11 protein-coding genes are annotated in these 12,801 nt (G+C 68.0%); 8 read left to right on the forward strand and 3 right to left on the reverse strand.

Annotated features, from left to right (window positions below; genetic code table 11):
* Nucleotides 1-495: 495 nt before the first annotated feature.
* On the reverse strand, nucleotides 496-1,056 hold the full coding sequence (locus E4634_RS03750) for a flavodoxin (protein ID WP_135441271.1): 561 nt from the start codon (nucleotides 1,054-1,056) through the stop codon (nucleotides 496-498).
* A gap of 339 nt (nucleotides 1,057-1,395) precedes the next feature.
* Between E4634_RS03750 and E4634_RS03755 the strand changes: the two genes are divergently transcribed.
* The gene (locus E4634_RS03755) at nucleotides 1,396-1,725 is read left to right on the forward strand and encodes a hypothetical protein (RefSeq protein ID WP_135441272.1); all 330 of its coding nucleotides are present in this window, start codon (nucleotides 1,396-1,398) and stop codon (nucleotides 1,723-1,725) included.
* Here E4634_RS03755 and maiA read toward each other — a convergent pair.
* The gene (gene maiA, locus E4634_RS03760) at nucleotides 1,722-2,360 is read right to left on the reverse strand and encodes a maleylacetoacetate isomerase (protein WP_135441273.1); all 639 of its coding nucleotides are present in this window, start codon (nucleotides 2,358-2,360) and stop codon (nucleotides 1,722-1,724) included. The genes E4634_RS03755 and maiA overlap by 4 nt on opposite strands.
* A 37-nt stretch (nucleotides 2,361-2,397) precedes the next feature.
* On the reverse strand, nucleotides 2,398-4,485 hold the full coding sequence (locus E4634_RS03765; protein ID WP_167854758.1) for a GGDEF domain-containing protein: 2,088 nt from the start codon (nucleotides 4,483-4,485) through the stop codon (nucleotides 2,398-2,400).
* A gap of 284 nt (nucleotides 4,486-4,769) precedes the next feature.
* Between E4634_RS03765 and purU the strand changes: the two genes are divergently transcribed.
* The 7 genes from purU to E4634_RS03800 all read left to right on the forward strand — a co-directional run bounded on the left by purU (nucleotide 4,770) and on the right by E4634_RS03800 (nucleotide 12,735).
* Nucleotides 4,770-5,648 carry a formyltetrahydrofolate deformylase gene (purU, locus tag E4634_RS03770; RefSeq protein WP_135441275.1) on the forward strand — a complete coding sequence of 293 codons (879 nt, stop codon included), beginning with the start codon at nucleotides 4,770-4,772 and terminating at the stop codon, nucleotides 5,646-5,648.
* 73 nt (nucleotides 5,649-5,721) lie between these two features.
* The gene (gene putA, locus E4634_RS03775) at nucleotides 5,722-8,856 is read left to right on the forward strand and encodes a bifunctional proline dehydrogenase/L-glutamate gamma-semialdehyde dehydrogenase PutA (protein ID WP_240725075.1); all 3,135 of its coding nucleotides are present in this window, start codon (nucleotides 5,722-5,724) and stop codon (nucleotides 8,854-8,856) included.
* A gap of 54 nt (nucleotides 8,857-8,910) precedes the next feature.
* Nucleotides 8,911-9,573, forward strand: a complete 663-nt coding sequence (locus E4634_RS03780; RefSeq protein ID WP_135441277.1) for a response regulator — start codon at nucleotides 8,911-8,913, stop codon at nucleotides 9,571-9,573.
* Nucleotides 9,570-10,898: a sensor histidine kinase gene (locus E4634_RS03785; RefSeq protein WP_135441278.1), complete on the forward strand. Its 1,329-nt coding sequence runs from the start codon at nucleotides 9,570-9,572 to the stop codon at nucleotides 10,896-10,898. The genes E4634_RS03780 and E4634_RS03785 overlap by 4 nt, the downstream gene beginning before the upstream one ends.
* The gene (locus E4634_RS03790) at nucleotides 10,895-11,227 is read left to right on the forward strand and encodes a cupredoxin domain-containing protein (protein ID WP_135441279.1); all 333 of its coding nucleotides are present in this window, start codon (nucleotides 10,895-10,897) and stop codon (nucleotides 11,225-11,227) included. The genes E4634_RS03785 and E4634_RS03790 overlap by 4 nt, the downstream gene beginning before the upstream one ends.
* Before the next feature lie 10 nt (nucleotides 11,228-11,237).
* Entirely contained in the window at nucleotides 11,238-12,029 is a 792-nt protein-coding gene (locus E4634_RS03795; protein WP_135441280.1) for an FTR1 family protein, read from the forward strand.
* Nucleotides 12,016-12,735 (forward strand): hypothetical protein, encoded by a 720-nt coding sequence (locus E4634_RS03800; protein ID WP_206046787.1) that lies wholly within the window; start codon nucleotides 12,016-12,018, stop codon nucleotides 12,733-12,735. The genes E4634_RS03795 and E4634_RS03800 overlap by 14 nt, the downstream gene beginning before the upstream one ends.
* Nucleotides 12,736-12,801: the final 66 nt, after the last annotated feature.

Raw genomic sequence — 12,801 nt, forward strand, 5'->3', positions numbered from 1 at the left:
TGCGGCTGCGGCTTCGGTTTCGTCCTGAGCCTCACCGGGCTCACGCGGAATTCTCCATGCCCCCTGTCCGGGAACGCCTGGCGACAAAGCGCAGCGTTCCCGACTGAAATGGCAGGTCCCGTATTAGACGGTAGCTCCAGACAGCAAACGGCACTCTCCAGCACAAACCTCGAAATCCCCAGCTCACCCAAAGCCAGGACTGCCAGTGCCGCATGCCTTCGCGGAACAATCAGGATGGCGCCGAGGGAGTGGAGCGAGACAGCGAAGCGCTTTCAGGCTCGCGACCGACTGAGGGCACCCCGGAGGGGCGCCAGTCCGTTCGGCGAAGGCATGCGGCGCTGGCAGGCCGCCGGGTAGCCTCCCGGGTGCGCGCCTACTTGATGCCCGAAGCCCGAAGCTCTGGGAGCCCCAAACAAAAAACGCCGACGTCACGCCGGCGTTCTTCAACAAATTCCGCCAGGGTAGTCCCCGGCGGAGAGTCTCTCCTGGCGGAGATCAGCTCGCCTTGGCGTGCACTTCCGGCAGGCCGAAATCGTCGGCGATCAGCGCCAGCCAGCTGTCCAGGCGCGCCTCGGTGAGGCCGGCCTGGTTGTCCAGGTCCAGGGCCAGGCCGACGAACTTGCCGTCCAGCAGGGCTTCGGAGTGTTCGAACTCGTAGCCGTCGGTCGGCCAGGCGCCGACCACCTTGCCGCCACGCTCGGTGACGAACTCGTAGATTTCCATCATCGCGTCGACGAACTCGTCGGTATAGCCGACCTGGTCGCCGAGGCCGTAGATGGCCACGGTCTTGCCGGTGAAGTCCACTTCCTCGACCTGCGGCAGGAACTCTTCCCAGCTCTCGCTTTCGCAGTCGGCGGAGAGTCCCGGCAGCAGCCCTTCGCCGAGGGTCGGGGTACCCAGGATCAGGTATTCGTAGGAGGAGATCTCCTCCAGGCTGGCGCGGTTCACGTTCACCGGCTTCGCCATCGTCTCGTCATCGAAACGGTTCTTGATCATCTTGGCTACTTTGCGGGTCTTGCCCGTGTCCGTGCCGAAAAAAATTCCGATTTTGGCCATTGTCGTGTACCTCACCTGTGGTTCGCTGCGGTTGCTGAAACTGCCGGGGCGCGAGTGCCTGTGCGGGCGGTGCGCCGCCTCCCTGACCCTCTAGTTGCACGTGGCGTGCCACCTGCTGGCGCAATCCGGAATCTGCTAACTGGCTGTTATATTTGAATATTTATAGGTAGGTGTGGGTGCTGTGGGCACCCCTGTCGCAAACCCGACAAGCGCTCCGGCGGGGGTTTTTGCCCTTTGTCGCAAAGTCGACAGGGTGAAATTTAAGGCGTGGAATGCTCGTGGCAGGGGTAAATCGGGGCGTGTCGCTGCCGAAAGAATCCGTATCCCGAGGAGAAAGCGATGCGTCATCCCAACCCCAAAGCCATGGGCTACGCCACCCAGGTCGAACCGCAGCAGCGACAAGAGAGCAGGCCAGTGTCACACGAGAACGTCAACGGAATGTCGATCCACCAGCGGATTACCGCGATCCTCAATCCCAAGCCTGAGGCACACCTGTTCGAGGCGGAGGTCACGCCCACCCCTACCGTGGCCGACGAGGGTGGGGAGATCGGCGAGCTGGAATACGAGCTGGCGCGGGCAGAGAAGGCCCTGCACGAGGCCCAGTCCCGGGTCGACAGCCTGCGCGCACGGCTGGCCAGCGCCCAGGGCCGGCCGCGGGCGCTGGTCTAGGCCGGCGCGTCCACCTGTGCTTCCGGCGCGGCGCGCGCGAAAGCGGGCTGCGCCAAGCAGTAATCCACCACCGCGTTGATCCGCGGGAAAGGTGTCATCACGACCTCGAAACGCCGCGCGTTGTACACCATGGGTACCAGGCAGACATCCGCCAGGGTCGGCCCATCCCCAAAGCAGTAATCCCCCGCAGTTTCCGCCAGCACTGTCTCCACCGCCTGAAAGCCGCGGTGCATCCACGTCGAATACCAGTCGAGGACCTGGGCCTCGCTGGCGTCGAAGTGTTCGCGCAGGTAGTTGGGAATGGCCATGTTGCACAGCGGGTGAATGTCGCAGGCGATGCAGCCCACTACCGAGCGCACCCGCGCGCGCCGTGCGGGATCGGCGGGCAGTAGCGGCGGCTGTGGGTGGGTTTCCTCGAGCCACTCCAGCAGCGCCACCGACTGGCCGATGACCTCGCCGCCGGGCAACTCCATGGCCGGCACCAGCCCCTGCGGATTGCGCGCCAGGTAGTCCGGCGACTTGTGTTCGCCGGCCATCAGGTCGACCGGGATGTATTCGGGTTGCAGGCCCTTGAGGTTGAGCGCGATGCGCACGCGAAAGGCGGCGGAGGATCGGTAGAACGCATACAGTTTCACGTTTGCAGCCTCCCGGCGGCGGTTGCCGCGTTGAGTGTCAGCCGACGTCCGCCAGCGCTTCGCGGTCCTCGGTCTCCCAGCGTATCTCGGTCTCCGGCGGCAGGGAACTGGCCAGCTGCATGCGACCGGCCCGGGTCCACTGGGCGAGGGTGTGCCCGCTGACCGAGACCGGGATGTCCCGCGCCGGCCCGTTGAAGGATTCCAGCCCGATCCAGGTGTCGCGCCCGGAATACTTTGCCGCGTACAGGCACAGGTCGCCAAGGCGGATGATGGTCTGCCAGTCCGGCTGTTGCAGGGTGCCGCGCACCAGCGGGTAGCAGACATACCCCACCGAGCAGGTCACTGTCTCGAGGCCGTCGCCGTTGACGCGGAACGGCGTGTCGCGGATGGCGCTCATCAGGCGCTGGGCCAGGTGGCGTGCGCCGGCGTGGTCGGTGAAGCGGGCGATGGCCACGAATTCCTCGCCGCCCCAGCGCACCAGGAAGTCGGAGTGGCGGAACACCTGCTCCAGGCGTTCGCGGAACTGTATGAGCACGTCGTCGCCGGCGCTGTGGCCGTGGCGGTCGTTGACCCGCTTGAAGTGGTCGATGTCGATGAGGAAGGCTACCAGGTCCGCCTGTTCCGGGCGTGCGGTCTTGCCCGACAGCCAGCCGGCGTGCTGGCGCAGGCAGTGCTCGAGCTCGCCGTCGATCAGGCTCTCGAGGAAGTGGCGGTTGTACAGGCCGGTGAGGTTGTCGGTCAGGCTGATCAGCTCCATGCGCTGGTAAGCCTCCTCGAGCTCGCGGTTCTTGCGCGACAACTCCTCGGTGCGCGCCGCCACTTCGGTTCGCAGCCGCCGGTTGAGCCGCCACTGCAGGTAGCGCAGCAGCAGCAGGCCGAGCAGGGCGAAGGTGGCGCAGGCGGCGAGCACCCAGCCGCGGCGGTTCAGGCGCGCTTTCTCCAGTTGCGCCTCCTGCAGCTGCTGGCGGTTCTGCAGCAGCTCTATCTGCTGGCCACGGCGCAGGAACTCCGCCTGCGATTGCGCGCTGCCCATGGCCGCCACGCGGTTTTCACCGAGGATATTGGTCTCCATCGCCACATGCCGTTGCAGCGCGGCATAGGCCGATTGCCATGCGCCCTGCTGGCGGTAGGCCTCGGCGCGCAGCTTCTCCAGGTGTGACTGGTCGTGGCGCTGGCCGACGTCGCGGGCGCGCTCGATGCCCTCGTCGATATAGGCCTGGGCCAGGTCCGGTTCGCCGCGGCGCAGGGCGATTTCCCCGGCGGTCTCCAGGCCATCGATCAGCAGGCTGTTGAACTGACCCGCGCGGGAGCGCTGGATGACGCCGTCGATGATGCCTGCTGCCGTGTCCAGGTTACCCTGGGCCAGGGCCAGCTCGGCGAGCAGGCTGCGCGACCAGTCGACGTCGCGTGGTGCGGGGATCGATTGGAACAGGCGCAACGCCTCGTCCAGGTGTTCGCGCGCCTGTTTGTAATCGCCCATGGCGGTGAACACCACGCCCAGCTTGTTGTTGGTGTAGGCGATGTTGCCCACGTCGCCGGAGGCCAGGTCCAGTTGCAGAACGTCCTGGAAGTAGCCGAGGGCAGAGGGGTAATCGCCGATCACCACGTACAGGTGGCCGAGGTTGTAGATATCGCTGGCCGCGGCCTCGCTGTCGTCCAGGGCAGAGTGGATTTCCAGGGCCTGCAGGTGGGCGTTGAGGGCCGGTTCGTACTGGCCGACCCGCTCCAGGGTGGTGCCGATGTTGCTGTAGGTATCGCCGATCGCGCCCTGGTCGCGCAGTTCCAGGTAGATTTCCATCGCCCGGTAGGCCTCATCCAGCGCCGCCTGGTAGCGCGCCTGGAAGCGATACACCTGGCCGAGCAGCGTGTGCGCGCGGGCTTGCAGGCGCGGTTCGCCGGTGGCGGCGGCAATGCTGAAGGCCGGTTCGAGATAGCCCAGGGCCGCCGGGTAGTCGTTGCGGTCGCGGGCATTGGCCGCCAGTTCGAGCAGGGCGCGGCCCTCGTCCTCGCGCGCCCCGCCGGCGCGGGACACGTCGAGCAGGGTGTTGGCCAGTTGGTCTGCTTTTGCCAGGTCGCCCTCGCGGCGGGCGGCCTCGATGGTGGGAATCGGCCCGGTCTCCGGCACGGGTTCGTCCGCCAGCGCGGCACCCGTGCAGAGAACACAGGCGAGCGATAGCCCACGCAACAACATCAGCGCGCACGGCAACAGGCCTGCTATTGTCCGGACATAACACATCGGTCGCGGATGAGTCCCTGGGCAAATCCGGCACCGTATCATTTGGCGGAATGCCGGGGCAACGCGAAGTTGCGCAAATCTACAGAAAGTCCTCCCGCCGCGCCCTTTACGACCGGTTGGGGCTTTGGAACAATACGCGACCTTCGCCACCTCGAACCCCACGGACCGAGCCCATGCCCGAGTACGCCAGCGCCGCGGACGCCTGCGACGCCTATATCCTGTCTTTCAAGTGCCCCGACCGCATCGGCGTGGTGGCGCTGTACTCGGGCCTGCTCTACGCAGTCGAGGCGAACATCACCGAGGTCTCGAACTACTCCGACCCGGTTACCCGCACCTTCTTCCTGCGCTGCGTCTTCGATATCAGTGGCATCACCGTGGATTTCGAGGAGTTCACCGCGCGCCTGGCGGCGCTGGCCGCCGAACTCGACATGGAGTACACGCTGCGCTGCGTCGCCGAGCGGCCGCGGGTGATGCTGGCGGTCTCCAAGTACGATCACTGCCTGAGTGCGCTGCTCACCAAGTGGCGCGCTGGGGCGCTGCCGGCGAATATCGTGGGCGTGGTTAGCAACCACGAGGATTGCCGCGAACTGAGCGAGTGGTACGGCCTGCCGTATCACCACCTGCCGATCACCCGCGAGACCAAGCCGCAGCAGGAGACGGCGATGCTCGAGGTGTTCGAGGCGGCGGGCGGCGACCTGCTGGTGCTCGCCCGCTACATGCAGATTCTCTCCGACACCCTGTGCGAGAAGCTGCGCGGCCGCGCGATCAACATCCATCACTCCTTCCTGCCCGGCTTCAAGGGTGCCAAGCCCTACCACCAGGCCTATGAGCGCGGGGTCAAGGTGATCGGCGCCACCGCCCATTACGTCACCCCGGACCTCGACGAGGGCCCGATCATCGCCCAGGAGGTGCGCCCCATCGACCACGAGATTTCGGTGGAGCAAATGGTGCACCTGGGCCATGATATTGAATCGGCGGCCCTGTCCCAGGCCGTGCGCCTGCACTGCGAGCAGCGCGTTATCCTCAACGGCCAGCGCACGGTTATCCTCTGATCCTCCCCGCGAGGGGGGATATCCAGTTGCCTGCGGGGGAGCGGACAATGGCGCCCCTTTTGGAGGTGACACCGTGGCTGAATCCCTCGATACCCTGCGCCAGCGCATTCGCGCGGCCACCTTTGCCGACGAACCCGCGATCATGCGCGAGCTGCTCGAGGCCACCAGCCTCGACGGCGCCCAGCGCCGGGCGGTGCGCGCCGAAGCCATCGCCCTGGTCGAGCGTTGCCGGGGCGAGAGTCATCGCGCCGGTACCCTGGACGCCTTCATGCAGGAATTCGGGCTGTCCAACCAGGAGGGTATCGCCCTCATGTGCCTGGCCGAGTCGCTGCTGCGGGTGCCTGACGAGGAGACCGCGGACCGGCTGATCGCCGAGAAGATCCACTCCGGCGACTGGGCCGCGCACCGTGGCAAGTCCAGCTCCGCCTTCGTCAATGCGTCCGTGTGGGGGCTGATGCTCACCGGTCGCATCATCCCCCTGGATAGCGAGACCCAGGCCAACCCGCCGTCGCTGATGCGCCGGCTGGTGGCCTCGATGGGCGAGCCGGTGGTGCGTCGCGCGGTGTTGCAGGCCATGCGTATCCTCGGCGGCCAGTACGTGCTCGGGCGCGATATTCGCGAGGCCCTGCGCCGCGGCCGCGGTGACGAGCACCAGGGCAGCCGCTATTCCTTCGACATGCTCGGTGAGGGCGCGCGCACCGACGCCGATGCCCAGCGCTACCACGCCGCCTACGCGGCGGCCATCGAGGTGATCGCCAGCGATGCGGGTGGTGGCGTGGAAAGCGCCAACGGCATCTCGGTCAAGCTCTCCGCGCTGCATCCGCGCTACGCCTACCGGCAGCGCGAGCGGGTGCTGGCCGAACTGCTGCCGCGGGTGCAGTCGTTGGCGCAGATGGCGCGCGCAGGCAACATCGGTTTCAGTATCGACGCCGAGGAGTGCGACCGCCTGGACCTGTCCCTGGACCTGTTCGCCGCGCTCGCCCGCGACCCGGCCCTGGCCGGCTGGGACGGCCTCGGCTTCGTGCTGCAGGCCTACCAGAAGCGCGCGGTCCACGTCGCCCGCTGGCTGGCCGCGCTGGCGCGCGAGAGCGGCCGGCGCATTATGGTGCGCCTGGTCAAGGGCGCCTACTGGGACAGCGAGATCAAGCACGCCCAGGAGCAGGGCCTGGTTGACTACCCGGTGTTCACCCGCAAGTGCCACACCGACCTCTCCTACGAGGTGTGCGCCGGTGAACTGCTCGCGGCGCAGGATTGCATCTACCCCCAGTTCGCCACCCACAACGCCTACACGGTCTCGCTGGTGCGGGCACTCACCGCACGCGGCGGACGCTTCGAGTTCCAGCGCCTGCATGGCATGGGTCACCTGCTCTACGACCAGTTGCTCGCTGCAGCGCCGGACACGCCGGTGCGGGTTTACGCGCCGGTGGGCAGCCACCGCGACCTGCTGCCCTACCTGGTGCGCCGCCTGTTGGAGAACGGCGCCAACAGCTCCTTCGTCAACCGCTTCCTGGACGAAGACGTACCGGCGGAAACCCTGCTTGGCGACCCGCGCGAGGATACCTGCGCGCAGCCCGCGCTGCGTCACGCGCAGATCCCGGCGCCGCGGGAACTCTATGCACAGGCGCCACAGCCCTGGCGCAACTCCGCGGGTTTCGACCTGGCGGACCCGCAGGCGCTGGCGCCCCTGCTGCAGGCGGTGGACAGCGTGCGCGGGCAGCGCTTCAGCGCGGCGCCACTGGTCGGCGGCGTGGCGTGTCCGGGCGGCCCGGTGCACGATGTTCGCAACCCCGCGAACACCGCGGTGGTGGTTGGGTCGGTGGTCGAGGCGGACGCGGCGGCGGTCGAGAATGCCCTGGCGCGCGCCAGCACCGCCCAGCGTGGCTGGGACGCCGGCGGCGTCGCCCTGCGCGCCGATTGCCTGGAGCGCGCCGCGGACCTGCTCGAGGCGCGCGGCAACGAGTTTATCGCGCTGCTTGCCGCGGAAGCCGGCCGTACCCTGGACGATGGCCTCGCCGAGTTGCGCGAGGCGGTGGATTTCTGCCGCTACTACGCCGCCCAGGGGCGCGCCCAGTGGGGCGTGCAGGAATTGCCCGGACCCACCGGGGAAAGCAACCAGCTCAGCCTGCACGGCCGCGGGGTGTTCCTGTGTATCAGCCCCTGGAATTTCCCGCTGGCGATTTTCCTCGGCCAGGTTGCCGCCGCGTTGGTCGCCGGCAACACGGTGCTGGCCAAGCCGGCGGAGCAGACGCCGCTGGTCGCCGCGCGCGCCTGTGCCCTGTTGCACGAGGCGGGCGTCCCCGGAGACGTGCTGCACCTGCTGCCCGGCGACGGTCCGCGCATCGGCGCGCAGGTGCTCGCCGACCCGCGTCTGTCCGGCGTCGCTTTTACTGGCGGCCTGGATACCGCCGCCGCGATCAATCGCCAACTCGCCGCCCGCGAGGGCGCCATCGTGCCGCTGATCGCCGAGACCGGTGGCCTCAACGCCATGCTCGCCGACGCCACCGCGCTGCCCGAGCAACTGGTGGACGACGTCATCAACTCTGCCTTCCGCAGCGCCGGCCAGCGCTGCAGTGCCCTGCGCGTGCTCTACCTGCAGGACGATATCGCCGACGGCGTGATCACCATGCTCGGTGGGGCGATGCGCGAGCTGCGCCTGGGCGACCCGGCCTCGCTGGCCACGGATATCGGACCGGTGATCGACCCGGCCGCCCGCGACCACCTCGAGGCCTACTGCGCGCGCATGCGCGATGCGGCGACCGAGCTCGCCGCCTGCACGCTGGACGATTCCCACCAGCGCGGCTGTTTCGTGCCGCCGCGGGTCTTCCAGGTACGCAGCATGGCCGAGCTGCCGGGGGAGGTGTTCGGCCCCGTGTTACACCTGGTGCGCTACCGCAGCGACGAACTGCCGAAGGTGCTCGAGGAGATCAACGCCTCGGGCTATGGCCTCACCCTGGGCGTGCACAGCCGCATCGACGGCTTCGCCCGCGAGGTGTTCGCCGCCACCCGGGTCGGCAATACCTACATCAATCGCAACATGGTGGGCGCCGTGGTCGGGGTCAATCCGTTCGGTGGACAGGGGCTTTCCGGCACCGGTCCCAAGGCCGGCGGGCCGCACTACCTGGCGCGCTTCGCCACCGAGAAAACCCGTACCGATAACCTGACCGCCCGCGGCGGCAACACCGACCTGTTCAGCCTGCGCGAATCCTGATACCTCGCCGCCTGGCTTGGCCGCATGCGGCGATGCGGGCTAGACTGCGGCCCCATGCATATCCTGCTGGTAGAAGATGACTCCTCCCTGGCCGAGGGCCTGCAACAGGCGCTCGGCAAGCAGGGCTATGTGGTCAACCATGTGCCCAGCGGGCGCCTGGCGCTGGCGGCTTTCGCCAGCGAGCCGCCAGATGTGCTGGTGCTGGACCTCGGCCTGCCGGACATGGACGGCCTGCAGGTGCTCAGCGAACTGCGCAGCAAGGGCCTGCGCACACCGGTGCTGGTGCTCACCGCGCGGGACCAGCTGGACGACAAGGTCACCGGTCTCGACCGCGGCGCCGACGACTACCTGGCCAAGCCTTTCGACATGCAGGAACTCTGCGCGCGCCTGCGGGTGTTCGAGCGCCGACTGTCCTCGGTCGCGGTGAGCCACGTGGTGCGCGTGGGCGAGGTTGAACTGGACACTGCCGCCCATGCGATCAGCGTCGCCGGCTGCGAAGTGGAGATGCCGCGCCGGGAGTACATGCTGCTCAAGACGCTGATGGAGAACGCCGGCAAGGTACTCACCCGGGAGGCCCTGGAGGCGCGTCTGTACAGCTGGGGCGAGGAGATCGCCAGCAATGCGCTGGAGGTACACATCCACCACCTGCGCAAGAAGCTGCCGGAGAAGTTCATCAAGACTGTGCGCGGTATCGGCTACAGCGTGCCCCGACGGTGAGATCGATCCGCACCTACCTGGTGGCGATGCTGATGGCCGCCTTCACCCTGGTCACCTTTCTCGCCGCGCTCAACGGTTACCTCATCTCCATGCGCGAGGCGGAGCAACTGCTGGACCGCCAGCTCCGCCACGCCAGCAGCGTGCTGCAGCAGGCCTACTCGGGCGGCGCGCAGCAGCGCGATCCCGCTGCGATTGGTGCAGCGAGTGCTGTGGTGAATGGCGCGGGGAACGGCGAGGAGTTCGCCTTCCAGGTGTGGCGCGCGGGCCAGCTGCTGTTCGCCTCGCCGCGGGCGTCGGTCGAGCCCATCGGCGAACTCGAGGCGGGCTACCGCTTTGCCAATTCCGGCGGTTACCGCTGGCGCGTGTTCACCCGGGTGGCGGCGGATGGCGATGTGTTCGTGGTCGCCGAGCGCGCCGACCTGCGCTACCTGATCGCGGAAAAAGTGGTGCTCAAGTCGGTGCTGCCGCTGGTGCTCTGGCTGCCGGTCGCCGCGCTGCTGGTGTGGGTGGTGGTCGGCTGGGGCCTGAAACCCCTGCGCGACCTCGGGCAGCAGATCAACGCGCGGCGCAGCGACGATCTATCGCCGGTCGCGCTGGAGCGGCCGCCGCTGGAACTGGTGCGCCTGGTCGAGTCCGCCAACTCGCTGCTGGCGCGGCTGGCCGCCGCCTTCCAGCGGGAAAAAGAGTTCGCCACCCACGCAGCCCACGAGTTGCGCACGCCTTTGAGCATTCTCAAGGTTCACCTGCACAACCTCGGCGCCGAGTTGCCCCCGGGGGAGCCGTCGCTGGCACACGCCAATGCCGGAGTGGAGCGCATGTGCCACCTGGTCGAGCAGGTGCTGGACCTGAGCCGCAGCAACCCGGAATTGCGCCAGGGCAAATTCGCGCCGCTGGACCTGCACGCCCTGGCACGCCGGGTGACCGCGCAGCTGTGGCCCGCCTTCGAGGAGAAGGGGCTGTCGCTGGAACTGGAAGGGGATGAACCGGCCCGCTTCTCGGGCGACGAGGCTATGCTCGAGATCCTGCTGGAGAACCTGCTGGACAACGCGCGCAAGTACACGCCGGACCACGGCGCGGTGCGCGTGCGCATCACTGCGACCGACAGCGCCGTGGCGCTGGCGGTGGAAGATTCCGGGCCGGGCATCGACGAGGACCAGCGCGAGCGCGTGTTCCAGCGCTTTTACCGTGCCAGTCCGGACGCGGCCTGCGGTACCGGCCTGGGACTGGCCATCGTCGAGCACATCGTGCGTGCCCACGGCGCCCGGATCACCCTGCAGCGCAGCGAATTGGGCGGACTGGCCGTGCGCGTGAGTTTCCCGCGATGAAACTGCCTTTTTGCCTGTTGCCGTCGCTACTGCTGGGTGTCCTGGCCGCGGCTGCCAGCGCCGGCCCGCCAGTTTACGAACTGGAGATACACAACCACCTGTTCCTGCCCGACGAGATCCGCATTCCCGCCGCGACCAAGATCAAGCTGGTGGTCTACAACCGCGATCCGACACCCGAGGAATTCGAGAGCTACGAGCTAAACCGGGAAAAAGTGATCATGGGCGGGCGCAAGGCGACCCTGTTTATCGGCCCCCTGCAACCCGGCATCTACCCGTTCTTCGGTGAGTTCAACCCGCGCACGGCGCAGGGCAGGGTGGTGGTCGAGTGAGGGTGGCGGTGTGCTGATCAACTCGGTAGTCCTGGTTCTGCGCGAGGTGCTGGAGGCGGCGCTGCTGCTCAGCGTCATGCTCGCCCTGTCGCTGAACCTGCGCTGTTCCATGCGCTGGCTCGCCCTGTGCCTGCCGCTGGCGGTGCTAGGTATCGGCCTGTTCGCGGTGTTCCTCGACAGTATCACCGATGCGCTGGAGGGGACCGGCCAGGAACTGCTTACCGCCGGCCTGCAGCTCGCGGCGTTCGCGGCCTGCCTGCTGGTCATCTGCCTCGGTGAACGCGTGCGGGCCGGCGCCCGGCAATCCCCCTTGCTGGCGCTGGGTTTCAGTATCGCGGTGATCTGCGCCATGGTGCGCGAAGGGGCGGAGATCTATCTCTACGTGACCGCGTTCGCCGCCTCGCCGGACCAGCGCACCGCGGTCTATGTCGGCGCGGTCATCGGCGCTGGTATCGGTGTCAGCCTCGGGGTGCTCGCCTATGGCGGCCTACGCGCGATGTCCGCGCGAGCGGCCTACGTCCTGTGCCTGTGCCTGGTGGCGGTGATTGGCGCCGGGCTGGTGGTGCAGTCCTCGCAGCTATTGGAACAGATCGACTGGATCGCGCCCGGGGAGCCCCTGTGGAACACTTCCGCCTGGCTCAGCGAGGAGTCTGTGCCCGGTCAGCTGCTGTATGCCGTGGTCGGCTATGAGGCCAGCCCCGCGCCACTGCAGGCCTGGCTGTGGCTGGGCAGCGCGCTGGCGGTTCCCGCCGCCTGGTGGCTTGGTCGCGCGCCCTGGAGGCAGCGTCGTGCCCCGGCCTGACACCGTGCGGCCCGTGCTGGCCGCGTTGCTGCTGGCGGCCACCGCTGCACACGCGGGCGGCTCGACCATAGACCGCGTCTACCACCCCTATGTCGACCCCATGGAGCGCGAGCTGGAGTGGCGCGCAACCCATGCCTCCGAGGACCCGGCCTCGGGTCAGCGCCGCGCAGAGCAGCATGTGCTGGGCTTTGGTGCCGCGCTGTCTGACAGCGTGTTCGCCGAGCTCTACGTCAGCGGCGAACGCGCCTCGGACGAGGCGCTGTCCCTGGAGGGCTATGCCACCGAGCTGCTGTGGCAGCTCACCGAGCAGGGGGAGTACGCGGCGGATTTCGGCGCGCTCTTCGAGCTGGAAAAGCGCCACGGCGAGAATGCCTGGCAGGCTGCCGGCGTGTTGCTGGTGGAGCGTGAATTCGGCCGTTTCAGCGCCACCGCCAACCTCGGCCTGATCCGCGAGTGGGGTGAGCGCCTGCGCGACCGGTGGGAGACCAGCGCCGCCCTGCAGGCGCGCTACCGCTACGCGCCGCTGTTCGAGCCGGCACTGGAGTTCTACGCCGGGGAGAACACGCGCGGACTGGGGCCGGTGATCCTCGGTCGCCAGCGCTTCGGGTCGCGGCGTTCGCTGTCCTGGGAACTGGGGGTCATCCTCGGCCTGGACGATGACACGGCCGACCACACCTGGCGCCTGGCGCTGGAGTTCGAATTCTGAGGCGGCCTGAGGCGGCGCGGCCCACCCGACGCGCCTGCCAGGCGCCGAAAAATGGTACACTGGAGG

The sequence above is a fragment of the Mangrovimicrobium sediminis genome (assembly GCF_004745945.1).
Classification (GTDB): Bacteria; Pseudomonadota; Gammaproteobacteria; order Pseudomonadales; family Halieaceae; genus Mangrovimicrobium; species Mangrovimicrobium sediminis.